24 protein-coding genes are annotated in these 24,983 nt (G+C 60.8%); 11 read left to right on the forward strand and 13 right to left on the reverse strand.

The genetic code is table 11. The annotated features are described in order from the left end of the window. Positions 1-158: 158 nt before the first annotated feature. From MESAU_RS04365 to MESAU_RS04380, 4 genes are read left to right on the forward strand one after another with little or no spacing between them, the layout of a single operon-like run. Positions 159-671 carry a phage tail protein gene (locus MESAU_RS04365; RefSeq protein ID WP_015314842.1) on the forward strand — a complete coding sequence of 171 codons (513 nt, stop codon included), beginning with the start codon at positions 159-161 and terminating at the stop codon, positions 669-671. 12 nt (positions 672-683) lie between these two features. Further along, positions 684-1,187, forward strand: coding sequence for a phage tail protein (locus tag MESAU_RS04370; RefSeq protein WP_015314843.1), 504 nt, complete (start codon positions 684-686; stop codon positions 1,185-1,187). 11 nt (positions 1,188-1,198) lie between these two features. After that, positions 1,199-1,726, forward strand: a complete 528-nt coding sequence (locus tag MESAU_RS04375; protein ID WP_015314844.1) for a phage tail protein — start codon at positions 1,199-1,201, stop codon at positions 1,724-1,726. Between the two features lie 7 nt (positions 1,727-1,733). After that, on the forward strand, positions 1,734-2,246 hold the full coding sequence (locus tag MESAU_RS04380) for a GNAT family N-acetyltransferase (protein WP_015314845.1): 513 nt from the start codon (positions 1,734-1,736) through the stop codon (positions 2,244-2,246). Positions 2,247-2,249: 3 nt separating this feature from the next. Here the strand turns inward: MESAU_RS04380 and MESAU_RS04385 are convergent, their stop codons facing one another. Genes MESAU_RS04385 through MESAU_RS31060 form a run of 3 tightly spaced genes read right to left on the reverse strand, consistent with a single transcriptional unit; the run spans position 2,250 to position 3,282 of the window. Further along, on the reverse strand, positions 2,250-2,834 hold the full coding sequence (locus MESAU_RS04385; protein ID WP_015314846.1) for a 2OG-Fe(II) oxygenase: 585 nt from the start codon (positions 2,832-2,834) through the stop codon (positions 2,250-2,252). 12 nt (positions 2,835-2,846) lie between these two features. Continuing rightward, positions 2,847-3,122, reverse strand: a complete 276-nt coding sequence (locus MESAU_RS04390) for a DUF6916 family protein (RefSeq protein WP_015314847.1) — start codon at positions 3,120-3,122, stop codon at positions 2,847-2,849. Between the two features lie 10 nt (positions 3,123-3,132). Continuing rightward, the gene (locus MESAU_RS31060; protein ID WP_157163623.1) at positions 3,133-3,282 is read right to left on the reverse strand and encodes a hypothetical protein; all 150 of its coding nucleotides are present in this window, start codon (positions 3,280-3,282) and stop codon (positions 3,133-3,135) included. A gap of 104 nt (positions 3,283-3,386) precedes the next feature. On the opposite strand from MESAU_RS31060, the gene MESAU_RS04395 reads away from it, so the two are divergent. The 4 genes from MESAU_RS04395 to MESAU_RS04410 all read left to right on the forward strand — a co-directional run bounded on the left by MESAU_RS04395 (position 3,387) and on the right by MESAU_RS04410 (position 6,667). Beyond that, a complete protein-coding gene (locus MESAU_RS04395) occupies positions 3,387-4,190 on the forward strand; it encodes a SapC family protein (protein WP_015314848.1) in 804 nt (267 codons plus the stop codon). Positions 4,191-4,280: 90 nt separating this feature from the next. Continuing rightward, on the forward strand, positions 4,281-4,481 hold the full coding sequence (locus tag MESAU_RS04400) for a DUF2934 domain-containing protein (RefSeq protein WP_015314849.1): 201 nt from the start codon (positions 4,281-4,283) through the stop codon (positions 4,479-4,481). 300 nt (positions 4,482-4,781) lie between these two features. Continuing rightward, the gene (locus MESAU_RS04405; RefSeq protein WP_015314851.1) at positions 4,782-5,165 is read left to right on the forward strand and encodes a hypothetical protein; all 384 of its coding nucleotides are present in this window, start codon (positions 4,782-4,784) and stop codon (positions 5,163-5,165) included. A gap of 254 nt (positions 5,166-5,419) precedes the next feature. Further along, positions 5,420-6,667: a tyrosine-type recombinase/integrase gene (locus MESAU_RS04410; protein ID WP_015314852.1), complete on the forward strand. Its 1,248-nt coding sequence runs from the start codon at positions 5,420-5,422 to the stop codon at positions 6,665-6,667. 29 nt (positions 6,668-6,696) lie between these two features. On the opposite strand, the gene MESAU_RS04415 is transcribed toward MESAU_RS04410, so the two are convergent. Continuing rightward, positions 6,697-10,566, reverse strand: coding sequence for a hypothetical protein (locus MESAU_RS04415; RefSeq protein WP_041163278.1), 3,870 nt, complete (start codon positions 10,564-10,566; stop codon positions 6,697-6,699). 68 nt (positions 10,567-10,634) lie between these two features. On the opposite strand from MESAU_RS04415, the gene MESAU_RS04420 reads away from it, so the two are divergent. From MESAU_RS04420 to MESAU_RS04430, 3 genes are all read left to right on the forward strand, one after another. Beyond that, positions 10,635-11,252: a poly-gamma-glutamate hydrolase family protein gene (locus tag MESAU_RS04420; RefSeq protein WP_015314854.1), complete on the forward strand. Its 618-nt coding sequence runs from the start codon at positions 10,635-10,637 to the stop codon at positions 11,250-11,252. A gap of 200 nt (positions 11,253-11,452) precedes the next feature. Further along, positions 11,453-11,719 carry a DUF982 domain-containing protein gene (locus tag MESAU_RS04425; RefSeq protein ID WP_015314855.1) on the forward strand — a complete coding sequence of 89 codons (267 nt, stop codon included), beginning with the start codon at positions 11,453-11,455 and terminating at the stop codon, positions 11,717-11,719. After that, entirely contained in the window at positions 11,706-11,933 is a 228-nt protein-coding gene (locus MESAU_RS04430; RefSeq protein ID WP_015314856.1) for a hypothetical protein, read from the forward strand. Before MESAU_RS04425 ends, MESAU_RS04430 begins: the two co-directional genes overlap by 14 nt. Positions 11,934-11,941: 8 nt before the next feature. Here MESAU_RS04430 and MESAU_RS04435 read toward each other — a convergent pair whose 3' ends face one another. From MESAU_RS04435 to MESAU_RS04470, 9 genes are all read right to left on the reverse strand, one after another. After that, on the reverse strand, positions 11,942-12,193 hold the full coding sequence (locus tag MESAU_RS04435) for a hypothetical protein (protein ID WP_015314857.1): 252 nt from the start codon (positions 12,191-12,193) through the stop codon (positions 11,942-11,944). A 3-nt stretch (positions 12,194-12,196) separates the two neighbouring features. Continuing rightward, a complete protein-coding gene (locus MESAU_RS04440; RefSeq protein WP_015314858.1) occupies positions 12,197-12,457 on the reverse strand; it encodes a hypothetical protein in 261 nt (86 codons plus the stop codon). Next, complete coding sequence (locus MESAU_RS29845; RefSeq protein WP_015314859.1) at positions 12,458-12,655, reverse strand: hypothetical protein; 198 nt, start codon at positions 12,653-12,655, stop codon at positions 12,458-12,460. 116 nt (positions 12,656-12,771) lie between these two features. Then, entirely contained in the window at positions 12,772-13,527 is a 756-nt protein-coding gene (locus tag MESAU_RS04445; RefSeq protein WP_015314860.1) for a hypothetical protein, read from the reverse strand. A gap of 452 nt (positions 13,528-13,979) precedes the next feature. Beyond that, positions 13,980-14,414 carry a very short patch repair endonuclease gene (locus MESAU_RS04450; RefSeq protein ID WP_015314861.1) on the reverse strand — a complete coding sequence of 145 codons (435 nt, stop codon included), beginning with the start codon at positions 14,412-14,414 and terminating at the stop codon, positions 13,980-13,982. Positions 14,415-14,417: 3 nt separating this feature from the next. Then, on the reverse strand, positions 14,418-19,877 hold the full coding sequence (locus tag MESAU_RS04455) for a hypothetical protein (protein WP_015314862.1): 5,460 nt from the start codon (positions 19,875-19,877) through the stop codon (positions 14,418-14,420). Beyond that, a complete protein-coding gene (locus MESAU_RS04460; RefSeq protein WP_015314863.1) occupies positions 19,874-21,397 on the reverse strand; it encodes a hypothetical protein in 1,524 nt (507 codons plus the stop codon). Before MESAU_RS04460 ends, MESAU_RS04455 begins: the two co-directional genes overlap by 4 nt. Next, positions 21,394-23,478 carry a DEAD/DEAH box helicase family protein gene (locus MESAU_RS04465; protein WP_015314864.1) on the reverse strand — a complete coding sequence of 695 codons (2,085 nt, stop codon included), beginning with the start codon at positions 23,476-23,478 and terminating at the stop codon, positions 21,394-21,396. The genes MESAU_RS04460 and MESAU_RS04465 overlap by 4 nt, the downstream gene beginning before the upstream one ends. 62 nt (positions 23,479-23,540) lie before the next feature. After that, entirely contained in the window at positions 23,541-24,818 is a 1,278-nt protein-coding gene (locus tag MESAU_RS04470; RefSeq protein WP_157163624.1) for a DNA cytosine methyltransferase, read from the reverse strand. Between the last annotated feature and the right edge of the window lie 165 nt (positions 24,819-24,983).

Genomic DNA, 24,983 nt, shown 5'->3' on the forward strand with positions numbered 1-24,983 from the left:
CTAAAAACCGACTTGCAAAGCGGTGAAAACAACTGTTCAATGCGGGCTGCAATATTTGTTTTCTGATTAGCAGACAAGTTTAAGTACCGGAGCGTAACCTGTGGGGAAGTATTCCTGCAGGGCGAGTGATTGCAATCTGGGAACAGCGGGAGGGGACTTTGGCAGAACCATTTCTGTCTGAAATCAGAATCATGTCTTTCGTCTTTGCGCCTAAAGGTTGGGCGCTATGCAATGGGCAACTCCTGCCCATCAACCAGAACCAAGGGCTATTCTCGCTACTGGGCACGACATTCGGCGGCGATGGGCGTGTGAATTTCGCCTTGCCCGATTATCGCGGATGCGTCCCGATCCATGTCGGCAGCACTCATACGCTTGGCGAGCGCGGCGGCGAACAGGCTCATACACTTTCGATCGCGGAAATCCCGACCCACCTGCACGTCGCCAACGCGTCTGGTTCACAGGGCAACTCAACCAATCCGAATTTTGGCGGCACGGGCAATGTCCTGGCGCAGGATCCGGGAAATATCTACGGCCCCGCGGCCAACCTGGCCGCCTTGAACGCTGGAAGCGTCAGCAGCGTCGGCGGCGGCCAGGCGCATCTGAACATGCAGCCCTTCCTGACATTGAGCTTCTGCATCGCCCTGCAGGGCATTTTCCCGTCGCCGAATTGAGGGAGCGCGATCATGGCACAACCTTACATCGGTGAAATCAGAATGTTTGCCGGCAATTTCGCACCGGCGGGCTGGATGCTCTGCGAGGGACAGCTTCTGCCGATCTCGGAGAACGAAACGCTGTTCCAGCTGATCGGTACCACCTATGGCGGCGATGGCGAGAGCACGTTCGCCTTGCCCGATGCGCGTGGCCGACTCCCAATTCATCAGGGCAATGGCTTTGTCCTCGCCGAGACTGGCGGCGCCGAAGAGATTACCCTGACGATCTCCCAGATCCCCGCGCACACACACGCTTTTCTCGGAAATGCCGGCAACGGATCGCAAGCAGCACCACAAAACAATGTGCTTGCAAGCTCGACCTTAGTGAGGCTCTACGCGTCGGAGACGGCAGACGCCAACATGGCAGCACCGGCTATTTCGTCAGTGGGCGGCAGCCAGCCCCACAGCAACTTCCAGCCCTATCTCTGCATCAACTTCATCATCTCACTGTTCGGCATTTTTCCATCACCTACCTGAGAGGGACCGTCATGGCCGACCCGTTCGTTGCCGAAATCCGCATCTTTCCGTTCAATTTTGCCCCAAAGGGCTGGGCCTGGTGCGATGGACAGTTGCTGCCGCTGTCGCAGAACACGGCGCTGTTCTCGCTGCTTGGCACCACCTATGGCGGCGATGGCAGATCCAATTTCGCCTTGCCCGATTTGCAGGGCAGCGCGCCGATGCACCCCGGCCAGGGGCCAGGCCTGTCGTTGCATGACCTTGGCGAGAGCGGCGGATCGGAGACGATCACTCTGCTCCAGTCCGAGATTCCCTCGCACAACCATACGATGCGAGGCACGGTCGAAGATGGCACACAAGGGACACTGACGCCCAACATCACGTTGGCGACCTCCATAGGCGGAGCCGCGTTCCAGACGACAACCAACGCCGGTCTGGTCCCTTTGAACAGCAACGCACTGGCGCCGGCCGGCGCCAGTCAGCCGCACAACAACATGCAGCCCTATCTCACCTGCTACTTCAACATCGCGCTGCAGGGCGTGTTCCCTCCACGTCCCTGACGTGTCGATGAATCCTGTTAGCAAACCGGCCGGCTGGGTACGCGCGGCCGGCCTTGGCCTAATATTTCGCCCTATGACGGAAATCGATCTGCCGTTCCTGGCGCGGGTTTATGCCTCGACCCGTGCCGAGGAACTGACCCTCACCTCGTGGAACGAGGCGCAGAAGGCGGCGTTTCTGGACATGCAGTTCCAGGCGCAGCACGCGCACTACCAAAAATATTATCCCAACGCCGACTGGCTGGTGATGATGTATGAAGGCAGCGACATCGGCCGCCTCTATATCGAACGCTGGCCAAGCGAGCATCGCATCATCGACATCACCTTCCTGCCCGCCTTTCGCGGCAAAGGGTTCGGCAAGGCGCTGCTCGCCGACCTGATCGACGAGGCGGGCGCCGTCGGCAAGGCGGTGTCGATCCATGTAGAAAAGCACAACCCGGCCATGCGGCTCTATCTGCGGCTGGGCTTCACGGTCGCCGAGGACAAGGGCGTCTACGACCTGATGTTGCGACCGCCGTCGTAGCGGTTACGATGATGTGCCACGATACCACGACACGATGCTGAACCGCTCACCGCGCGTGACCGGGGTGACTTCGTGTGTCGTTTCCGAACGAAACGCGATCAGCGAGCCCGGCAATGCCTGCATGGCGATGCGCAGGTCCGGACCGCTATAGGGCCCGTGCAGGACCAGCGAGCCGCCCGCGTAGTTATCCGGCAAAGGATCGTCGGATTGGCTATTGAGAAAGATCACCGCCGAGATTTTTCGGAAGCGCGATTCGTCATGAATGAGCGGCGTGTTGCCGTCCTGGTGCGGCACGAAGAAATCGCCCTCCTGGTAGTGCAGGAACTGGGGTTTCTCAAACGCGCCGAGTACGACGCCAAAGTGCCGTTCCAGGGCCGCCTTCTGTTCAGCCAGCAAGCCGCTTACCCGCGCCTCGGTGGCTGCTGAAACCTCGGCGCGCCTGCTCCGGCGCACCCGCGGCCATGCCGGCTTCTGGTCGGAACGGCCGAGCAGGCCTGCATCCCGGCCGGCGGCGCCGCGAATTTCGGCGCACAGAGCGTCGCATGCCGCTTTGTCCAGCGCTTCCGGGACAATGAGATAGTCGACCATTTCAAGCCGGGCTCAGTTGAACACGGCCTCATAGTGATAGCCCGACGCATCGACCGAAACCGGCACGATGAAAATGTCGTCGGCAATTGTGTCACCGGTGAAGTGATAGATGGCCTGCGGTAGCCTTACGTCGCCTGGTCCCTTGAACAGCAATGTGAAGCCGCCGCCGTCTCGCGGGCTGGCCTCGATGCGCCGGACCTGGGTCAGCTCGAGCGAAAACCGCCTTCCACCGGCCGACACCGTGAAAACCGACCCCGCCGCCCGCTCGAAATCCGCTGCCGAAACCATCTTGTCCGCCTCAACCTGTTTTGAAGTCCGCGGCAATGTCGCCGCTTCGCGGCAAGCTGTCTAGAGCCATCGGCGACCTCTGCCGCAGTGCGCTGCAAACCATGGTACTGCTTTTGCGGCAGTGAAGAACGCTGTAGAGCATTTGCTTCATCTTGCGCATGATCATATCCAAATCGAGGATCAGTATGCAGGAACAGATCCCGGCTGGTGCTGGTCACCCATGGGCGAGCCGCCGCGACCGGCGTGCGGGAGAGGAACGAAACGATGGCTGACAGCGGCGTGAAAACGGAAACGGCACCGGCGGGCGAAGCATTGCCGCTTTTCTACTCCAGGCCGGAGGCGCTCAATCCGGCGCGGCACGGCTCGCTGGGGTTGACCGCGCGCAGCGACTTTTCCTTCGCGCGCTCGGCGCACGCCATCCCGGTGGTGGCGTCGGAGATGCCGGCGGCGATGCGCTCCTATCCGATCGTCTTCATCGGCGCCGCCAAGGCCCCCGTCATCATCACCGGCGTTCGCCAGGACGAGAACCTGTTCGTCGATGCCGACGGCAAGTGGAACGCGCCGCACTACATCCCGGCCTATGTCCGCCGCTACCCTTTCATCCTGGCCGAGGATCCGACCTCGGCCGGCCGGCTGACGCTGTGCGTCGACCGGGCGAGCGATCGTGTCGTCGACCAGCTGATGGCGCCCTTCCGCGACGACAAGGTGCTGCCGTTCTTCGGCGGCAACGAACCGACCGAGGCGACCAGGCAGGCGCTCGCCTTCTGCAACCAGTTCCAGATCGATTTCAGGGCCACCCGCGAGATGGTCGACAAGATCGACGCGCACGGTCTGTTTTCGCCGCGCCAGAGCAAGGTGACGCTGGAAGGCGGCGAAGTGCTCAACCTCACCGACTTCCAGGTGATCGACGAAGCGGCCTTCAACAAATTGAGCGACGAGGCCTTCCTCGACCTCAGAAAGTCCGGCGCGCTCGGCCTGCTCTATTGCCACCTCGCCTCGACCAACAGCTGGACCTCGCTGGTGCACCAGGCGTCGCTTCGCAAGGCGGAGACCGCGAAGAGTGCCTGACGGCATTGCCCGACCTGCCGAGGGCGACGACATCCAAATTGGAACATTTCAGGCGTTGTCCGGTTGCTTCCTCAGGGAAGGAAGACGGCCATGGTGATCAGCCAGGAAGAACGTGTCGCGCATATCAGCAAGCGGGCCCGCGAACTCTGGGAACGGGAAGGCTTGATGCCCGATCGTGAGAAGGCCTGCTGGGACAAGGCGGTCGAGGAGTTCGAGTCCGGCCGGCTGACCGCCGGACGAAAGCAACCAGGCGCGGATGCCGCTGGCGACAACGCGGGTACCAAACACTGACGCTGATGGCACAATCGGAGCGAACCCAGAGACGTATCGGACCGACGCCAAAGTGGATGCCGTCATGGCCCGCGTCACATACAAGTTCGGGATGGGTCAGTAGCCCAGTCGAGCGGCGCAGGAATTTCCCGTGCACCCAACGGAGGGCGCCTGTGCGACAGGCCACGCCGGCAGCGCCCGACATCACGGATTCGTGATGCTCGGGATGAACGGCGTCCGAAAAGCGTTTCAGTCTTTGTTCGCCGGGTGCTCCTGAGACCGCGAGCGCCCTGAAATCAAACCGATTTTGGGAGAACAATGATGAAACATCACCTTATCCCCGTGGTGCTGGGCTTGCTGATGACCTCCGCCGGCCTGGCCTCGGCAGCCAACGTCCACTCGGTAACGGGGACGAAAGGTCAACCCGATCAAACGATCGGCACCGCTCAGACAGGAAGTGTTACGCCTGGCAATGCCAGCACCGCGCCGGGTTCGGCCTTCAATCCGGACGGAAATGCGGGAACACACTACGCAGGCACCCAGCCGCAGAACTCCAAGAACCCGAACAGCGTATCTCAGTACGACGTTGCCGCTTCCAGCAGTCCCATAAGTGACATCCGGCTCTTGGGGGCGGTCGAGGTTCAATCCGCCAAAAACGAAAAAGCCGCGGCGAACCGCGGCTTTTCGATGCTTGATTCCCGTTGAGGAAACTGGAGCGGGTGAAGCGATTCGAACGCTCGACCCCAACCTTGGCAAAGTCAAATTCTGTCTTCGCTGCCCTATCCGAATCTCCGCTATGCGGCGATAAATGGTTGAATAGCCTACACATACCCAGCTCTGACTCCGCGCTGATATCCGACGAGCGCCCCATTTTCTATTTCGATTGCTTACATTGCGCTTACATTCTGGTGCGGCCGTGATAATGTAAGCAGGATCGCGCAACCAGAGAGCCGCCAACAATGGGAAAACTGACCAAACGCGCCGTAGACGCCCACACGCCCCCAGGAAAAGGACAGGCGTTCCTGTGGGACGGTGAAATAAGAGGCTTTGGCGTCCGCGTTGTGCCCTCTGGCCTGAAGACGTTCGTCGTTCAGTACCGCAATGTTGAGGGCCGCACCCGTCGCATGACGATCGGCCGCTACGGAGTGATGACGGTCGAGCAAGCCCGCGACCAAGCCAAAGTCAAGCTGGGTGCTGTAGCGGGTGGCGCAGACCCGGCCGCAGAGAACGCCAGTTTGCGCGAAGCGATCACTGTCACGGAGGTCTGCGACTGGTATCTGGCAGAGGCTGAGGCAGGTCGCATCCTGGGGCGCCGTCATCGCCCCATCAAAACGTCCACATTGGCGATGGATCGGAGCCGTATTGAAACCCACATCAAGCCGCTTCTCGGTCGCCGGCAAGTGCGGGCGCTCAAGCTCGGAGATGTTGAGGCCATGCAGTCCGACATCGCGAGTGGAAGGACTGCAAAGCCGCGCGGCGTTGGCCGTGGAGGAGCCACCACCGGCGGCGCCGGTGTTGCGGCGCGAACCGTCTCGACGCTCCAGAGCCTCTTTGCGCATGCAGTGCGGCTCGACGTTATTACCTCCAACCCGGCTGTGGGCGTGCGCAAGCGCGCCGGGAAGAAGAAGGAACGCCGGCTGAGCGTCGCCGAGATCAAAAGGCTCGGCGATGCGATGCGTGTCGCCGAAAGGAATGACGAGCACCCGGTCGCGCTGGCCGGAGTGCGACTGATGCTGCTGACGGGATTTCGGATATCGGAAGTTCAAGGAATGAGGCGCGACTGGCTGCACGCCGATCAGGGTTATGTCCATTTCCCTGATACCAAGAGCGATGGTCAGGTGCGCGCGATCGGACTGAGCGCCGCTGATCTCGCAGCCAGCCAGCCAGCACGCAAGAACTGCCCTTACGTTTTTCCATCAGATGTCGGCGATGGTCACTTCACGGCCACGAAAAGCTGTCTTGCTCGGTTGTGCGCCCGCGCCGACATCGCAGGCGTCACTCCGCACACGCTGCGGCACACCTTTGGCAGCGTGGCCGGCGACTTAGGATTTTCCGAGTTGACTATTGCTGCGCTTCTCGGCCACGCCGCCAGGGGCGTCACTCAAGGGTACGTTCATATCGACGAGGCCCTCAAACTCGCCGCGACGCGGACGTGCGAGGAAATCGCCTCTCTGCTAAGTGCAAGCGACGGCGGAGACCTGCCGTAAGGCCGCTTGCAGCACGCGCTCTCGGATATCTATCGAAGGGGATCGTCGTCATCTTCCTGGCGGTCTTGATCAATCCAGCGACGCAGACTGTCAATCGCGGCGTTGGCCCAGGCTCGGATCGCCGGGGCATGATGATTTTGCCACGCAGAGACCATTGGGATAAGCGGCTCGACATAAGAAGCCAGTGAATCTGACATTAGGCTGGGACGAAGCCGACCCGACAAGCCACGCAACACATCCGGCTGTGAGCCAAACTCCTCGACAAAGGAAACCATAGCTGGATGCCAAACCAATGAACCGTCATGCTGCTTTACCGCTAGCGGCAACCATGGCACGGCGATTGAAGCGCGAGTGGCCGGCTCCGCTCGCACCCAGCTAAGATACAGATCACGCGGGAGCTCAAACAAAAGGCCAGGTCCAAGCCAATCTTCGCGATCCTGGTCAATGAGTCTGCGCAGGCGGTGCCTGACAAGCGGGTCTTTATTTTCCAGTTTGCTCGAGAGTACCTCCCATGCCTCCGCAGGATGGCTCTTCAGAAGCTGCTGCAGCGCCTCGCGCGCCGGATCGTCCAATGCAAAGAAGACGTCGCTGTTGGGGACCTGGGAAAGCTTGACAATCTGGGCCGTCATGGCGCGCGCGAATTTGGTATCGATGGCGCCGTGCTTGGCCAGCAGCTCAACCGATTCAAAAAAATGACTTCCGTCCATCGGCCCCTGATTGACTTTGTTATAGAGATCGGGCGCGAGGAGCACGGATTTGATTGTCCGGACAAGCCCGGGCGACGGACGCTTGCCGCCGAACAGGTACATGAACACAATGTCGAGGGCCGCCCATAGCCCGGCAGCCCCCTTTTTGCGGAGCGCGTTGAGGAGTGGCATGATCTCGGCGCTGGAAAGATGATCCAGGCCGCGTCCGTAGGAGAGCGCGGCACAGCGCCACGGCTCCACATCGCCGCTCTCAAGCAGCGCAATGACCACGTCCAAATCACCCGGCTGAAGTTTGCCGGATCCGATCATCGAGATGGCATCATCTTTGAGCTTCGGGGCACGCAAGGCCGCTCGAATGCACTCGCGCGCGGCAACGGGATCGCGCGCATCGGTTCCAGTGATCAGTCCTCCAAAGAGCTGGCGGTTGGCGGCTGCCGGACCTCCGTCGAGTTTTGCGACAGCGAGCCTGAAAAGCTCAACCGGATCGGCAGCCGAGTGAGCCAGCGCGCGCGCGAAGGCAAAAGCGTTGTTAGCTTCCGTGCAACAAAGGCTGCCCAGCGTTCGATCGAGGGCATCGGGATCTGCGGCGATGACCGGCGCTAATTTCGCGGATTCTCGGCCTGAATATTCGAAATCGTGGTTTCCATTCAGGCCCCGATCGTAGCGTGTCTCGGGAGCGTGAAAGTCCGCGGGCCAGCCATGGGTGTATACGATAACCTTGTCGACAGGATCATCCGGCATGAGTTCATCAAAATAGGCTCGAACCTTGGTGACTTGTTCCTGTCTGGCCTCCGCCGCATCGAAGTAAAGCCATGCGGTCACCGCCTCGATCGCATCCGGCCAAAGGCCAGAGTGGGCGACGATCTTGTCAATCATGGCGCGCACGTCCTCGAACGGGACTGAGCTGATCAGCCCACGGATATGCCGGGCAATCGCCGTTTTGGCCTGATCGGCGTATGGTCCGCCGGATACTGCGAAATCGGTCAAGCGCCTTATGCCCGCGCGGTGGAAGTCCCAAATCTCACCGTAAGTTTTCGGGAGCCAATCCTGAAGCGGCTGGGCGCTGCCGATTTCCTCGGCTCCACCGCCTCGGGAGAAATGGCTCGTTGCAATCATCTGTTCCAATGCGTCGATCGAGACCTGGCGTTCCGCGGCATTGAGCGACGAGAGCCCTTCATCCAGTACCCGCAACCTCACCTCCGGTTCGGCTGCCGTGCCGGAGAGATGAAGCTGATAGAACTGCTTGAACGTTTCTCCGGCGCCGGTCGAATGACCGTTATCGATCTCGGTAGCAGCCAGGCGCCGTAGGAGTACGGCCGAGCGATCAAAGCTCTCTTTGCGGAATGCCAGCTTTTGCAGCGCCCACACGAGATAGTTGCGGCCATCCCGGATGGCTTGCAGTTCGTCGTGGCTTAAGGGGAACAAGACCCGGTCGATCGTTGCAGCGGCGCGATCAGGATCTACATGCACCAGTCGGTCGAAGCACTTTGCCCCGAATTCCGTATTGAGTGCAGCGAGATTGCCGATACCTTCGGGCAAGAGCAACGCCAACGCAAACGCCTTTGCCGTTGGGGAAGTATCCAACCAACGCATGCGTCCCAGAAGGCTTGCCTTTAATCCATCCGGCGCATCGGAAAAAATTCGAACAAGGGCGTCCGATGAAAGGCGACCGAGCCGTGGCGCGCCAAGCCGCGCAGCCAGCGGGATGGGTAGAACTTGAAAGTAGCTGCCGCGAGTTTCGATAATGCCGCGCTGTTTGAAGCTCAAGATCTGGTCGATAAATTGGTCTGTTGTCATACCGGCCAGTTTGCCAGCGACAAACGCTGCCTCGCCTATCGGCTGGCCCTTAAAGCCAACCCATTCAAAAAGGCTGAGCACCTCTAGGGCCTTTTGCGCTTCGTCGTTGTGGGGCCGGTCCCCCCAGATCACACGGTCCAGAACCTGGTCGGCGGACCGAATCGTGTCGCGTCCGTCACCGTTTTGCTGCGCCCCTAGTACGGCCATCTGCGGGAAGCCATTGGCCAGTTCCGCGACGAAATGCGCGTCCGTCTGACGGAGGGCGGGAGCCGCGCTTTTTGCGATCGCTTCGATGGTCGCGTCATCCGCCCGGTCAAGGCGGATCGTCAAGGTTCCCTTCACTTGCGTAAACTTGGTCTCGACATTCACAGTGATCAGCCGAAGCTGCGAGCTTTCGCGACCGGCGAATTCAGCCAGCTTGCGATGAAAATCATCGGGACACTCATCGGCCACCAGCGTAACCGTTGACCCTGAATCTGCGATCTCCAGCGCCACTTTCAGGAGTTCGTCCCCCACGACGAGGCAATCGGCATAGATAACCGACCTCATGGAGCTTTGATCTGCTACCGTCAGCCCATCCTTCAGCAGTTCGTAGACGAACCGCGACTTTCCGAATCCGGAAGGACCGACGATGCGGATAATACGGTCCTTGCCCTCCATGCCCTCCCGGCAAGCCGACCCCGCCTGATCAAAGGACCAGGCATTGATGGCGGAGTTCTTGCGCTCGGTATCCGGGATGGTCCGATTGACCGGAACGTAGCGCGGTGTCTCAGAAGCTACCCAGGGGACAAAAGCTATGTTCGGTGACTTGCTCCAGCCATCATGGGTTTGAAAACCGGCAAGGGACCGTCCGCGCTGCAGTGCTGCCAACCATAGAGCGACGGCTGGATGCACGTTAGCCCAATCGGCAATCTTGTTCGCATCGAAATATTCGATTGCTGCAGTTTTGGCCGGATCGCCGCCGCCATCCTTGATCGCGGCTTGTATGGCGGCGACAAATTTCTTCTTCGCCGCTTCAACAACGGGGTAGGAGCAGAAAACGATATAGGCGCCGCCTTGCGCTAGGACGTCCGATATAGCCTCGTTGAGTACAACCGGGCCGTCCTTCTTTTTCTTCAGAATTTCGCTGCGAAGTTTGGTCACCGTGAGATTGGTTGCCTTGGCTTGAAACAGCGTAACGCGGTGTGGAAAGTAGGCGGTCTTGGCAGGGCCGTCGGTCCATTCGACGCGGCCATCTTCGCCCCCGTCAGCCACGGTCACCTGAAGGGGGACAGAGGCGGCTCGCAATGGCAATCCTGTGAGACGGCATTCGGCGAGTAGCAGGCGTTTCATCAGCTCGACAAGCTTCGTGCTATCGAGAGTCTTGATGAAATCTGGATCGGCTTCGAATATCATGCGCTCACTAGTAGCAGGAACGGGCATGGGCGCAACGCGCCGGTTTATATAACCCACTGGATAGGCTTATGAAAAAGGAGTTTCCGAACTTCGCCGCGCTAAAGGGCGCAAAGAAAGAAAACAAGGACTATCGTGTCGTGGTCCGGTCGGGATCGAATACTGGCGGCGCCCTCGTGATGACACCGCATGGCGGCGGGATCGAGCGTCACGTTTCGATGGTCACCGCGGCTGTCGCGGACGGCGACCTCGATATGTATTGCTTCGAAGGGACGATGCGTGACGGCAATGCAGAACTGCACATCACGTCAGAGAATTTTGACGAGGATCGCGCGATCGAGCTGCTGAAAACAAAAAGCACCGTCGTCGCAATCCATGGCCGTGCCGACGAGGGTGACGCGGATACGATCTATCTGGGCGGCAAGGATGCCGATCTGGTAGCGGCCATCGATGAGGGCCTGCGAGCTGCGGGATTGAAGACAAAAGGCAGCGGACATCGGTTCCCCGGCATGAAAGATTCGAACATCGTCAATCGTGGATCGACGGGCAAAGGGGCACAACTGGAATTGCCCCTATCTTTGCGCAATCGGCTCGCCAAGGAGCCGGAGCTCTTGGAGACGTTTAGCAGTGCCGTTCGGGGCGCCATTAGCGCGCTCGACTCGGCGCGACGCGAAGGGGCTACCTCCTAACCGCCAGTAGCATCTGACAATTCCCCCAAAACGGGCATGCGACCTCATAGCATCCTTGCGACTCGCTAGTGAACGGAATGATTGCGAGACTCGCGCCGGGAGGCAACATTCTACCACGCAGACGGTATTCCGGAATGACGAGGTGGAACTGAATCGCGCGCCGATGCTTGAATCGCGTTCGAGTAACTGAGGGTGGCGTGATGCAAGACAAGCGTTTCGATATGCCCGTTTCGGTCGCGTTAGGCCGATCCGGCAACACTATTTACAAGGTTGAGCGCGTTGCGCAGGCGGCCGACGTGCTACTCAATCGTTGGCCGGCAGTGACGGGGAAAAGCCATGTGGCCGCTCGAAGGGCCTGCCTGGCGGTCTTGGACGGGATCAAAGAAGCCAGCGTGGCAAGGGCGGCGTTCGTGAAGGCCGCGGCTGACGCCGACATCTTGCGCGAGGACGACTATGGCCGTGGCTAAGAAGGATCAGGAGCGCGTCGGATATGCCTGGCTCTATGGGGTACAAGCGCGCAAGGACGGAAGGGAGCGGGTCGTGCCTGAGTTCTGGAAGGAGTATGCCGACGTTTGGTTGCAGGGCTTCGATGGCGAGTCCGTCCAGGGTGCTGGCAAGGCCGAGCCGGTCGGCGATCAGATGGAAGCGGAGGTCGATGAAGCTGGGGTCAGCAAACTGTAGCCGGCAGCCTAAAGCGGCTTGCCGGCGCGTACCATAGCACGCGCGATCGCGAGCTCGGCTTCCGTCTTGGCATTCTCTTTCTGGGTCATGTTATCGGCGGCAATGAGCCGCTTCAGCGCCCGCAATGTCTCACTCCGGGTCCAGCCCACTTCCAACATGCAATCGATGATTGCCTGAAAGCCGGGCTCCATGGCCTCCTGGCAATCTAGCGCGCGGTCTGCGTAGTCATGGTCATGCAGGTGCCTTGGCGGATCGATCATTCTTCACTCCATGTCCGGCACTTCGCCGTTGGTGAACAGCACTGTCGGCGGCCCATAGTCGCCAAGCGCCGGGTCGGCGTCGCGACTCCATGCAATGACACCGGCGTGGTTTGAAGCCAGCGCCTTTGCCGTGCGGATCGCGCGGTCCTCGCTTTGCTGGTCGGTCGGGCCGTATGCGGTGAACAGCTCGCCATCCTCGCCGCGGTCGAACGCCACGACTACGATCAGCTTCGGCTTTTTCTGGTCTGGCACATCGTCTGACACTCAGTGCGTCCTGCCGGAGCGGAGATGCATCTCGATCTTATTGATTGCCTTGGTGAGCACATCGACTGCCTGCAGATTAACGGCGAAGTCGAAGTTGCCTTGCGCCGTTTCGAATATCAGAACGCCGACCCTGGTCTCGTCGTCGCTCATCATGCCCATTCCAATGCCGGTCGGCATATAGGGTGGTTTTTCTGACATGGTCTTTCTCATCAGACGTGGTGTGGCCTCGTCAGCCGTTCGGCCATCTGGTCGTGCGACTGGAGTGGCCAAAGCACGATCGATAGACGATAACGGTCGTGTTATCCCGTTCACCACTATTCGAAATACATCGACTGGCCGCGCATCATTGCCAGGGTCAGTGCGATCGCAGGATTTGCAGGCGGCTTCTCCATAAGCAAGGAGCCGTCGAAATCGCGCCACGCCGCCATGCGCAATTCGTCACCGTCATCGGCGGCTGCAGGGTCGAAAACGTGGGCATCATAGGGATTCCGGCCAATTTCAATTGTCCAGCCCTTGAGCGCCTTGCGAGCCATTTCTTCAACCTGGGCGAGGTCGCTGGTGAAGAAGGGGATACGGTCGCCATCTTCCGAAAGCGGCTCGACCCGATCCAGCGTCGGCCGCTCGGGCACCCAACCAAGAACGAAGGCAATGTCGAAATCGATCTGGCGGTCCGGGCCAGCTGTAACCTCCAGCCGTTTAACGACGTCAGGGTAGAGCTGCTTGCGCGCCGGCCACATGTCCGGAAGCGCCTCGGCTTGCAATCTCGTTCGGGGAACGTCGATCAGTTCCATGATCTGATGGTGCGGAACTTTGTCCTGGGGCCAGCCCACGCAACACGCAGTCGTCGCAGCCTTGTCGGCCTCCAACCAGACTGCCGCACCTCGATCCTCGTCCTCGGTAGGCTTGTCATCTCCCGGAAAACCCTTGATATCCCAACCTTCCAAGGCGAACAGGCCTTCTGCGCCTTGCAACGCCGTGATGCCGGCCCGCGCAAAGACCGCTTCGGCTGCCGCAACACCGCGTGCGAGTTCTTCGGGCGTTGCGTCTTCGATGTTTAAGCGAAGTTCCATGTTCGCCTCCTGTGCCAATCATGCTCACAGTGAACAAAATAAGAACATTGGAGTCAATAGGCTCTTGACAACAGGGGAATAGGTTCCCTTTTCCAACTCCTATAGCCCACTAGACGATGATCGGCCCTCCGTCCCGGTTTCCAAGGCAACTGCATCCATCGCCGATCAAGATGCGGACCACCGCGGACGGGGACAGTCGGTCCCGCGTCCCGTCCTGCGGCCGGCGCTATGCTGACGCTCCTACGGCTGTCCTGTTAACCGCCCGCGGCGGGGGCGAATTTCCTCCGTCCTACGCGCGACAATCGTCCGCTGTTGCGGACGCGCGCAGGACTGCGGCTTATACGCCGTTTTCCTTAGAGCGCCGGCGGTCGCCGGCGCGGAGCCAATGATCGTGGAGACCTCAGATGGCTTCCGAGCCACATCCGGACTTACCGGCACCGCGTCGATGCGGCTTATTCCAGGTCGGGCTCACGCCGGATATCGGCTGCTAACATTTCCGCTTTTGAGTTTGCACGCGTCCTAGACTGAAGATCGCACTCCCATATGACGAAAACACGCCATCCTTGCGCTCGCAGCTCATCTTGCACGCGTGCATCGCGAGCGACGTTTCGGTCAAACTTATCCTTCCAGAACTGTGTGTTGCTCTTCGGCGTAGAGGCGACCTTGCAGCCATCGTGTCGATGCCAAAAGCAACCGTGCACAAACACGACGGCGCGATGCTTTGGAAAGACCAAGTCGGGCTTGCCCGGGAGGCCCTTCTTGCGAAGCACGTAGCGAAAGCCGAGGCGGTGGAGCGCCCTGCGCAGCGTGACCTCCGGCGACGTATCGTTGGATCGTATTCGCGCCATCCTAGCGGAGCGTTCCGCAGGCGACAGGAAGTCCGCCATGGCTTAACCCTCGGCCTTACTCGCCATCAGCTCGTAGAAGGGCAGGCCCTTGATCACTTGACCCGGCACGTCGAACGACTTGTAGAGGCAATGATGGTTTGGCAGGCCCTTGATCCGTTCCGCAATCTCGCCTGCCGAGCTCGCCAGACCCAGCGCACTGAGTTCCGCCGCCGTCACGTTGGGGACCTTGTGCACAAACCAGGTGAGCAGCGGCTCCCTGTAGTCGGTCGCGTTCACCTTGAAGTGCCGGAGGTACTGCGAGGCGAGGATTACGCCGCAGCCGAATTCCCGGCCTTGCAGGAGCAACTTGCGAAGGACGTCGAATTCGTACCGCATAATGTTGTCGGCTTCGTCGACCAACAAATACGAGTCGATGGCGCGAAGCTGGGGACCCGTTCCAATGAACGGTCGCTTAGGTATGCGAAGCATGTTCTCATAAAACATGTTCAGCATGACGGCGACCAGCATGTTCTTGCTGCGGTCGTCCTGCCCAAGCGCATCAAGCGAGATCACCACGGCGCCATCAAGGAAGTCGGCAAATGGCTTTGTCTTTGTCGGGTCGGGCTCGAAGATTTCCATGTCGACCAAGTCGTCGATGATGGACATCGGGGAATCTGACTTGCCATCCAGCAATTCGGCATATGCGGCATGGACATCATAGATGGTCGGCGCACGCCCAGCACAATTTTCGTAGGCGGACTTCACGGCGCGCTTCAGCTTGTCTCGTTGGACCGGACCAATCCCCGAATAGATCTTGTCGAGCACATCGGCAAAAAACCGAAAGCGATCGAGCCAAGGAACCATCGAGTCTTCCATTCCGGCCGTATCGAAAAGATTGAGCGGAAGACGATAAGGCTTCACGACCCTCGCGCCCGTGGCCTTGACGAAGTCGTCGCTGCTGTAGTCGCGCTTATAGTCGAAGATCAGGATGCGCGGCTTTATCCCCCTGTTGCTCGGCGCAGAAGCCGCAATCTGGAAGACGAGGGACTTTAGGAGCTGGGTCTTACCGGTGCCGAGATCACCAACCACGCCCATGTTGAGCTGGTTGAGCCTAGTATCCGATAAGAGGAGAGAGACGTCCCTGCGCTCGAACCCGTCGACTGTCATCCCGACCGCAAGCTCTACCCCGCTGCCGTCGACACCTGGTGCCGGTGGAAGTAATTCCTCCGTGACCACTGGTGCCAAGGCGGGCGGAACAGCCGCACCGCTCGCTTCGGCAGGTCCGATATCAGCGATCGTTTCCAGCGCAAGATCCAACGGATCGACGATGATTGTGTCGCTGGACTCGTGGTCGCCGTCGGCACGCCTTGCTCCCATCGACCAATCGCCAATTTTGGCCCTGATACTATCGTAGAATCCCTGTGCGTCACCCGCGACGATCCGCCCGGCGTCGCGCGCCCCAATGACCATTGTCTCCTCAAAACCGTCACCATCGCGATCCACAGCATCACTGATGACACTGTCATCAACGACGATCAGACGGCCGCGTCGGTCTACAGTGACATCACCGTTTACCCCGAGGACGGCGCCGGCGATCCTCTCGTGGAATCCAGCCCAGTCGGCCGAGGCGCCCGACAGATCATGATGCGCACTATACACCCTCATCCCAAAACCGATGATCGACAGCAGCAGGTGCTGGTAGGCGAGGCGCCAGGCCGACAGCGCGTCCTTTTCCTCTGCTAGTACGGAAAGGAGGTCCGCCAGGGATCTTGCCTGGCCAAGAGCATCCTTGACGTCGGCGACCGGGAACACATAGCCGAGACGGCACTTCACCTCGATCGGAGTCAGGTGAATACGAGTCTTCCCCGATTCCAAGGTGATGCCAACGACCAGCAGGTCCGGTCGCGCCAGCGTTGCGTCGGGCCGATCTTGGTTTAGCGCCCGCGAGAGGTCATCAAGATATCCGCGGAACGGATCGACGGGGATGACCAGGGAGATCGTTGGTTCATCGCTACTTCCGCCGATGACGGGCATAAGGCTATTGCCGCTTGATGCTAGTCGGAACCGGTCCTGCAACAGGCGGGCGGCGACGAAAAGTCCGAGGTCTCCCGTCGCTCCGGTGTCATCGCCAGCGAGCCCGCGGATCGTCGGGATGCCACGGCGCGCGACTTCAAGCAGAATGTCTTCCACGCGAGAGTCGTCCAGGGCTTCGCAACCGGGCAGACGGGACAGCACCTTCCTAAGGCCATCGCGGTCAGAGGCTTTCACCCGGGACAGCAGATAATAGCCGTTAGTATCCCCGGCGCGGTGCGAATAGGACGGAAGATCGTAATCCCACAGATAGGATTGCGGGAGCCAGCCTCCGAGGAAGCACGCGGGGTCAACCGCAGACGAGGACACAGCGACAAAATCGGTCTTCTTCGCTTCTAGCATGTCGCCGATAGCATGGACGTTTGGAGCGAAGCGAAGCCCTGCCGGCCGTTCGCCCGTGTTCTCCAAGGCTCCGATACAGGCCGCAACCTTATCCGCCAACGGATCGCCCGAAGTGCTCGCGGGCCGCGCCTGCCGGGACTCGCTTAGAAAGAAGCCGGGAAGCTGGCGGCGCACCCGATGGCGGATGAGCCCTCCGACGCCAAGGGATGACAGCGACGGCGTCTCCGAAGCTTCCGGCTCCGAAGAGTCGAGTTGGGCGATAATGCCTAAGTCGAGGCCAGCGCCAACTGGGTGCCCTGAAAACCACCGGACATGGTTCCGGGTGTCTTCGGAGAGATTGGCGATCGTGGCCTCATCCGGCCTCGCTCCCTCCGTTCTAGTGTCAAATACATCTAGGCGTCGGGGACCGGATGTGTGTCGTCTTGCGGGCTTGCCTCCCTCCGCGTATCGGGCACCAGACCAGGCGACTAGGCCCTCGTTGCAGGAATCCGTCGCGCCTCCAGCGCTCGAAACAACAACGCTTATGATTGGCTTGGCGCAGAGGACATTCGAGACGTCATCGAGCGCCCGTTCCACCTGACTCGCACTAAAGCCTGTCGAGATTCCGCCAACCGAGAGGCCAAGAGCCGGGCCGAAAGGCGCGGAACGAGACCTTTCAGGCAACGTACGCAGACGCGCGCCATTCCAAAGAACCGACCAATAGTCTGAGTTCGATTCGACGGCTAGGAACGGAATGTGCTCCACCCCTTCGGGGGAGATAACGGGCATCCGGAGGATATCCGGCACCATCCCAGGATCGAGGACACCAGCTGCTGGGCAGGGCCGGCTACTTGATGCCGACGCGTCCAGTACACCCTGAGCCACGGCGTGCCACGCCAGGCGCATGGGATGCAGAGGCGAGAGCAGAATGGCGTCGGGCACGCGCGACAGTGTGCGACCGCCCGGCTCCAGCGAAGCGATCGCGATGACGTCGGACCAAGTCGCCACTTCAGGGCTAGCCTTCAGCCACCCCGCGTAGGCATCGAGGTATTGCTCAATGAGTGCCGGGAAGGATTCGTCGTTGCGTAGCCACTCCCCCAGGGGGGCGGCCTCTATCAGGCCCGACTGGTCCCCTGGCCCTCGGATCAGCGCAGCGATCGCCCGCCGCGCCTCTACAAAGCCCGCAGGAGGATCGAAGTGGCTCGCCGGTGGGCGTGGATCCTGAAGGAACCGCCCCGCAGACAAGATTCGTCCGGTCTCCTCCGCCCACTTTGGTTGCACCCACTGGTCGCCGTAGTCTTCCGCTAGAACAAGCGGCAGGTATGATAGCGAGACGTCCTCGTCCTGTAGCATCCATGCCTGCAAGCTGCTCGTCCGCGCGCTCCTGTTCAACTGCACGACAGGTTTCGATCCAGTCGGATCGACCTGCCTTCGGTTTAGCTTGATCAGCCGCTCGAACTCGCTCCTGCATCCGTCCTCGACGACGTCCTCGCATGAAAGGAATACACGGCACGTCTCAGAGGCTAACTTGCCGTTCGGCAATGCCCGCTCAAACGAGATGTCGACCTGGTACGAGCCGTCTGCTTCAACCTCGAGCTGGTGCAAGCCCGGACGCATCTCCCGGAGCACTAGCTCCTGGGAGTCGTCTCCGCCATTGCCATCGCCGCCCGCTGTCCCTGCCGCTCGCTCCACGACCGTCGTGCCCGGCGACATAAATATCAGGAGCTCGTATCGTCCAGGCCCAGGAAGGGAGATACTCGTCTCCCAATTTGCCCCGCGCGTTCGCCTTGCGGGTGCCTTCGGGGAAGTGATCTTCCTGGCGAGCCGGCACGCCACAAAGATGCCGGGAAGCCACGTCAAAAGCGATATTACCTTGATTGAACCCGGCTTGTGGCTTTCGGCGCTTGCCTTGTATTGGATCGGAGAGCGGTGGGGCGGAGGAGCTGCGTCCGTGAACTCCGCTCCGCCTCCGACGTCGAGCGCGCCGGGAAAACCGCCGGCATTTTTACCGGGCGAGCGATCGAGCGTCACCGCAACGGGCTCATTGCCTTCGGTTCCCGCTCGGATTGCAAGTTGGACCTCGCCGTCAACGAGTAGCGGGACTCCCTTCGAGGGAGGCAACAATGGATTGAGGCACTCGAGCCGTATGTCCCCGGTAATCTCCGGCTCGTCGGTTAGGAGTTCCGCCCATAGCTCGGCTGTTAGCCCCATCCACCAGGCTGGGGGATCACTCAGGCCCAGCCCCGCCGCAGGGGCGTAGAAGGCTTCCGGCGCTCGCTCTAGCGCCGTAGGCACATCGCACGTCGACCGAATGTGCTGCAGGAAGGCTTCGACCCACACCTTCTGGTCAGTCGCGGCGGCTTCCAGGGCGTCGGCGAGGCCAGACCTGAAGCCGTCAGATAGCGCAGCAGCGACGCCGTCCAGCGTCGCGTGCTGCTCGCTTGAGGAGAGCTTGTCGTCGGACATTGGCGGCACGCCGCAGGCAAGGCTGATGCCGCGCGTGGCAGTGAGAGAGCCGCCGCCGACCGCGAACACGCGGGACAGGAGCCGCCACGCCGCTCGGCGGCTATCCTTGTCTTGATCGACATCATCCACTGCCCGCATCGCACGCTGCACAAGCTCAGCGGCACTGTCGCGATTGTCGTTAGAGACGCCTGTGGCATCAAGGGCGGCTGCAATCACGCGTTGGATGAACGAGTCGGCCCACCACTGGTCGAATGGCACGTTGGCACCGTTGCTCGCACCAGACACACCAAATTCGTCAGTTGTGGACGATACCGACCGGATCGCGTGTTGCCGGGGTGGAACCAAGGCAAGGTAACTCGAAGCGGTCGGCGAATTCCGCAAGTCCAGCAGATGAGTTTCGTCGCATCGGCCAGAGGCGCCGATTGGAGGATTGAACCCGTCGGGCTCGTGCCCGGGAACTTGAAGGAGGATCGGCAAGTCTAGAGCAGTCGATCCAGCCACAAGCAGATCATAGACTTCGCCAAGGACTTCGAGTGGAGGCCCGTGAAAGATGAGCCGCGACTCACCACCGCTAGCAGCTCCAGACGCGGTTTCGGCCACACGAGACCGGATCGCGCCGGCAAGCCAGTCTGAGAGCTTCCTCATGACGCAACACCCACTCGACCGTGCCGGGCAGCGGCAAATGGTGGCACCAGGAGCATCCCACTTTCGGCGTCCGGACTGTCCAGCACCAGGCCGAGCATGCGTAGCTGATGCCCCAGGTCGTTTTGCGCGATGTCGCGATGGTCCACGGCAATTCCATAGGCGGCCATATGCTGCGCGAGCCGATGCACCGATCGAGGCCCAGCGAGGCCCGCTAGCGAACAATGTACCAAGGCGAGCACGGCAACGGGGCCTGGGGAGCACACCCAGGGGCTGGATTTGGCCGCTCCACGCTTCCGCAAGATGTAGCCTTGGTCATAGCCCCGAAGGATCGGGTTCGCGGCCTGGCGTTGGTAGAGGACATGCCGCCCGAACTCCATGAGGTTCGAGCCCACTCCCTTGCGGCAGAGGAGCGCCCGGGCCTCCCTGTCGGCAAGGTCGTCGACAAGGCTCGTGACCTCTAGCAGTTTCGACCGATGTGCGCCGACATGGCGGCAAAAGTCCCCGAGCTCAGCGGCGGAGGAAAGTTGCCCCGCAAATGGTGCTCCGGCCTCTTCCAGACTCCAGAGCACCGCATTCATGCCGAGGCGTGAACGTAGGTACTTCGATGTTCGGTCCTTAAGTTCCGAAACCGCGCCCGTGCCATAGCTGAGATAACTCAGCACGCGAGGGTAAAACAACGTCCGTGGATCATCGGGTACGGGCTGGCCCTCAACCGAGCGCCTTACGCTATCCCACGTCATTTTCTGAACTTCGCAAAGCCACGCCACATGTGCCACAGCTGCGACCCGCACGAGGGCCTCAACGAGGCTGGTCCATTGCCGGCGCGTCATCAAAGGCTTTGCGGCAACGACGGCGTCGAGGTCTCGAACAAACTGGCGCGCTGGAAACGCGTAGCCTTCGAGCTCAGCCGGCGGAAGGCAATGCACGTCGTTCGCATCGGGCGGGATGCACGCAGGTCCCCAGCTGATCCCAGTCCAAGCGGACAGCTCGTCTCTCAGGAACCGCGCAAAAACGTCATCATCGTCGTGCACCATCAATGCATCGAACAGATTTGCCCAACGGGCCTCCGCAGCCTTGTCACTGTTGGATCCAAGCCAGACCATCCTACGCACAAGAGCGCCCGCCGGCCACGGATTGCCAGCCAGGCGAGCGGACCCCGAGAATGACGCGGTCTCCCCGACTAGAGGCGTTACTTGCAGGAAGCGCTTCGTCGACTGGTTGGGAAGCTTCGGGCTTTCCAGCACATCGTGCAGGAGCGCGTGCAGGGCATCGCCCTCTAGCGATGCGCCAGCTGGCTTGGTCCGCCTGTCACGGCGGGTACCGATGTTGCGATCGAGCTCCCTTCCCTTAAGAGGAACCATGCCCTCGCTCAGCCCAGCCAGTCCGATAGTTCGATATAGTCCCGCTACGAGGACTTCGGAGTTGGCGTATTCTGGCGCCGGGGTTATGGAGAGCGCTGCCGCCTTGTAGAGCGGGTGGGATTTCGCCCACGGCGACGCCTTGAATTCCGCAAGGCTCATTGGCGTCCCCCGCGCTTCCCTGCCTCGAAGCGTCCGCGATATCGTTCTACGGATACTGTTTCTCCCAGGATGATCGTAGGCCGCTCGCGCACGTCACGATCCCTGACGATGGATCCCGCCATCCGAGCTCTCGTCGTGTCTAGAAGAGCAAGCACGCTACGGGGAAGCGACGCCGGCGAGAGCCCTTGGTCAAGATCGCTCACGGCTTTGAAGAGGTCGTATGTCAACGCGATTGGCTGCGGCGTTGATCCCACCTCCACGTCCAGGAAGCAGATCGACGGACGCGGGCGTCCCTTGAGGGCAACGTCGCGAGGGAAGACACGCCGGCGCGACACAACCAGCGTCGCTCGGCGACGGGACGGTGGTAGTGGCTGGCCGAACGTCGTTGTCAGCGACACGTTGAAATTGTGGTCGTCGTTGAGGAGGTCCTCAACCTGATTTGCGATCTCTCGCAGGTCGTGGCCCTGCCCGTCGGCATCCGCGACAACGCGCTTGAACGCGTCCAATGTCGCCGCGTCGGGCACTGCCGCATTCCTCGCGCCGACGCTGCGACGCGTTACCCTGCAGGCGAAGTCCCTCACGGCGCGCTGGATGCGGTTGGCAGCGGCTGGCCGCTTGAGCCGCAGCCGCGGAACAGCGAGAAGTTCATCTAGGACGGAAAGACGCTCTAGCAGCATCCGCTCGTTATGCGACAATGCCCTGCAGGCAATCGCGTAGTCCAGGCCCTCGCGAACAGACCGGCTGAACCGGGCGTCAAATTCGCCCAGCCGAACCGACCCGCCCCATAGCGTCACTTCGGCATCCGGCGACGACATTGCGGGATCCAACAGCTCGACAAAAGCGTCCAGCGACGCCGCAATCGTTGCCGGAACGTAACCTGCGATTCGTGACTGCAAAAAGTAGTGCAGCCCCATCGCTGTGTTGTCTTCCTGCAAGCCGAGATCACGGATGTCTTGGAGCAAGGAGGACGCGAGGCCGCGGTCCCAGCGATGGAAAAGTGCGTGCTGGTACTGAGCCGAAACGAGCCAAAACAGCGCAGCCGACGTGTCGCGCTTGGGTCTTCCACGCAGTTGGGCCTGCTTGTCGGCCTCCACCAGACTCGCGGCCCATTCACATGGATCGACGGAGGCCCCGCGCTGTCCGGTTCCGCTCCCGGCCAACATGTAGGAGGTCAGGGAAAAGAGATCCCGGAAGGCCCAGCGCTTGCTCGTCCCGAGTTCGAACCATCGCAGCATACGGAGAAAAGATTCAGCCTCCCTTCGCCCGGCCAACGCCTTTCGGCTGCCGCAGAACGGACAAGCGATGCCGGCCTGGCAAGTCCCGGCCTCAAGCCAGCGCGCGGGATCGAGCGCCCGGCTAAGTACTGCCGCCGCAGGCGCGTCATCGTCGTTGTCGGTTGGCTCGACCAAGGACTCGGCGTCCATAGGCCATGCTGCGACCGCTGGATACTCTTCCAGCGGCCAACACGACGGTGCGTCGGGTGCCAGGCTCACAGCACGTACGACCGCCTCCAGCAAGTCCTGCGACTTGCTCAGTCCGCGGTCGATCGATTGAATCAACGCGTCGTCGAGGACTCCGCGGTTCACACAGCAGATGAATGCTCCAGTAGGCGACCCCAGCGCGGCTTCCAGTTCGTCTACGAGCAACATAGCGGGAGAGTAGCCGCCTTGTCCTCCGACCGTTGCGTCTTGGACTACCTCGATCCGAAGATCTCGCTCGGGCTGGCTCGTCGCGCCCACGTCCACGGCAACAAGCCGCGGAACGGCCTTACCCGCTGGTGGGTGATAGGATTTTGCCAATTCTTCAACGAGCGCCCCGCTACAGCTGAGCGCCTTGTCGAGCTCCTCAATGGTCGCCTCGACGGCTTCCGTTTTTCCGTTGCCCGGTCCGCCGACCAATAGCACCACACGGGGTGCTTCCTTGTCCGCGGCCGCGATGCTTCGCGCCCAATCTCGCAGTCGGCCGAGAAGATTCGTCTCGAAAACGACTTCCCCTGGGCGGCCGCTGGCTGAGTCGAAAAGGCGCCTTACTCCGCCGCCGCGATGGCCCGCCCAGTCAAGCAAGCCTGCTGGATAGCGCATCCTCCCCTCGGTGCCCCCGGTCTTATGCAAGTTGATCGACAATTCGAAAGTCGGTCGCCATGTTATGCTGCCAGCCTGTTAGAGCGAGCCGCCGCTGCTAGGTGCTTCAGCAGCACTTCGCCCCACATCTCGGCGATCAGCGGCGGAACGGCATTCGCCACCTGGGTAAAACGAGGCACCTCGCGGGCCCGACGCTCGCCCCCGGTTGTATATTTGCCTTGGAATGCAAACCAGTCTGGGAACGTCTGCAGGCGCGCGTTTTCCCGGACCGTCAATGTCCTAGGCTCCGAATAGTGAAGCAGGTCGTCAGGCATGCTCGTAATGGTCGGGGCAGCTTTTTCGGGGTCGAGCACCCGCGTCGCCATCTTCCTTATCCCGTAGCGTTCGCGCATCTCGCGGTTTAGCTGAACGCAGAGCCGGCCGGCTGCCTTACAATCCGCGATGATGTTCGTGAAGCGCTCGATAATATGAGGGCGGTGCTTAGCGAGCCGGGTATCGGGAACTGCACCATGAAATCCATCCCGCATCACGCGCTGGTAGGCGGTGCGTGGCTGAGCTGTGAGCAAGGCGTCGTATCCCTTGGAATCCGGGCAAGGACCCGAGCCCGCATGCGCTAGCTCAAGGTCAGAGATCGCCTGCCTGCAGGTCACCCTTGAGCGAAGCCCTCGTTGGTCGAGGAAGCGCACTTTCGCCGATCGCAACCGGGCAAACGGGTCGTCGCGGCGTGGCAGCTTCCTCATCTCGGTCTTCAGCATGCCTACCAGGAAGAACCGAGGCCGCTGTTGAGGCACCCCATATTCCGAGCACCGGACCGTGTCTTTGTAAACATGATAATGTCGGCCAAGTCGCGCGATGAGCTCCTCCGCGAAGTTCCGGGGCGGGACATTTTCGTTGTCGTCAATGAAGTCGTACGTGATCCCTCGAACATTCTCGATGAGGACCATCCTGGGGAGCACGATTTCGACGAACTCAAGATAGCGTTCCACGAGCTCGTTGCGCGGGTCGCCTTGGCGCCTACGGCCGGCACTGGAGAAGCCCTGGCAAGGCGGTCCTCCCGCAAGGAGATCGATTTGGCCGCGGAGCGCTGAGAGCTTGTCGCCATGCGTTTCCACCAGCGCCTCGATCGTCCATGGCTGCTGTTCAAGCCAGGCGGGCCAGTCGTAGCGAACCCGCGCTCCCGGATCGATCAGGTTGGCTTTCAGCGTACTAAACGCAAACGCATCCTTCTCGATAGCGAACAGGCCCCGCCACCCGGATCGTAGCAGGCCCAGACTGAGGCCGCCACAGCCCGCGAAGGCGTCGATGAAGACAGGTTGATAGCCATTGGTACGCACGCTCATCCCCAGTTCGCCCCCACGCCAATTCGAGCCGGGAAGAGTTACGTTGAAACCCAATCCTGCGCCATATGTTCTGTCGCAAGACAGCAGCATATACATTTAATCCTTCGTTTCGCTTAAGGTCCAGAGGTTATCACCTCATCGGCCATGGCGCCGGTATTCATCCCA

The sequence above is a fragment of the Mesorhizobium australicum WSM2073 genome (genome assembly GCF_000230995.2).
Lineage (GTDB): Bacteria > Pseudomonadota > Alphaproteobacteria > Rhizobiales > Rhizobiaceae > Mesorhizobium > Mesorhizobium australicum.

Excerpts from the sequence above, each read along its gene's own strand:
- MESAU_RS04435 (WP_015314857.1), bottom strand. The coding sequence starts at position 12,193 with ATGATCGATCCGCCAAGGCACCTGCATGACCATGACTACGCAGACCGC.
- MESAU_RS04425 (WP_015314855.1), top strand. The coding sequence starts at position 11,453 with ATGCAAGACAAGCGTTTCGATATGCCCGTTTCGGTCGCGTTAGGCCGA.
- MESAU_RS04385 (WP_015314846.1), bottom strand. The coding sequence starts at position 2,834 with ATGGTCGACTATCTCATTGTCCCGGAAGCGCTGGACAAAGCGGCATGC.
- MESAU_RS31060 (WP_157163623.1), bottom strand. The coding sequence starts at position 3,282 with ATGCGCAAGATGAAGCAAATGCTCTACAGCGTTCTTCACTGCCGCAAA.
- MESAU_RS04420 (WP_015314854.1), top strand. The coding sequence starts at position 10,635 with ATGAAAAAGGAGTTTCCGAACTTCGCCGCGCTAAAGGGCGCAAAGAAA.
- MESAU_RS04415 (WP_041163278.1), bottom strand. The coding sequence starts at position 10,566 with ATGATATTCGAAGCCGATCCAGATTTCATCAAGACTCTCGATAGCACG.
- MESAU_RS04395 (WP_015314848.1), top strand. The coding sequence starts at position 3,387 with ATGGCTGACAGCGGCGTGAAAACGGAAACGGCACCGGCGGGCGAAGCA.
- MESAU_RS04400 (WP_015314849.1), top strand. The coding sequence starts at position 4,281 with ATGGTGATCAGCCAGGAAGAACGTGTCGCGCATATCAGCAAGCGGGCC.
- MESAU_RS04405 (WP_015314851.1), top strand. The coding sequence starts at position 4,782 with ATGAAACATCACCTTATCCCCGTGGTGCTGGGCTTGCTGATGACCTCC.
- MESAU_RS04470 (WP_157163624.1), bottom strand. The coding sequence starts at position 24,818 with ATGAGCGTGCGTACCAATGGCTATCAACCTGTCTTCATCGACGCCTTC.
- MESAU_RS04430 (WP_015314856.1), top strand. The coding sequence starts at position 11,706 with ATGGCCGTGGCTAAGAAGGATCAGGAGCGCGTCGGATATGCCTGGCTC.
- MESAU_RS04465 (WP_015314864.1), bottom strand. The coding sequence starts at position 23,478 with ATGCGCTATCCAGCAGGCTTGCTTGACTGGGCGGGCCATCGCGGCGGC.
- MESAU_RS04375 (WP_015314844.1), top strand. The coding sequence starts at position 1,199 with ATGGCCGACCCGTTCGTTGCCGAAATCCGCATCTTTCCGTTCAATTTT.
- MESAU_RS04455 (WP_015314862.1), bottom strand. The coding sequence starts at position 19,877 with ATGAGGAAGCTCTCAGACTGGCTTGCCGGCGCGATCCGGTCTCGTGTG.
- MESAU_RS04390 (WP_015314847.1), bottom strand. The coding sequence starts at position 3,122 with ATGGTTTCGGCAGCGGATTTCGAGCGGGCGGCGGGGTCGGTTTTCACG.
- MESAU_RS04460 (WP_015314863.1), bottom strand. The coding sequence starts at position 21,397 with ATGAGCCTTGCGGAATTCAAGGCGTCGCCGTGGGCGAAATCCCACCCG.
- MESAU_RS29845 (WP_015314859.1), bottom strand. The coding sequence starts at position 12,655 with ATGTCAGAAAAACCACCCTATATGCCGACCGGCATTGGAATGGGCATG.
- MESAU_RS04445 (WP_015314860.1), bottom strand. The coding sequence starts at position 13,527 with ATGGAACTTCGCTTAAACATCGAAGACGCAACGCCCGAAGAACTCGCA.
- MESAU_RS04370 (WP_015314843.1), top strand. The coding sequence starts at position 684 with ATGGCACAACCTTACATCGGTGAAATCAGAATGTTTGCCGGCAATTTC.
- MESAU_RS04450 (WP_015314861.1), bottom strand. The coding sequence starts at position 14,414 with ATGGCGGACTTCCTGTCGCCTGCGGAACGCTCCGCTAGGATGGCGCGA.
- MESAU_RS04410 (WP_015314852.1), top strand. The coding sequence starts at position 5,420 with ATGGGAAAACTGACCAAACGCGCCGTAGACGCCCACACGCCCCCAGGA.
- MESAU_RS04380 (WP_015314845.1), top strand. The coding sequence starts at position 1,734 with ATGAATCCTGTTAGCAAACCGGCCGGCTGGGTACGCGCGGCCGGCCTT.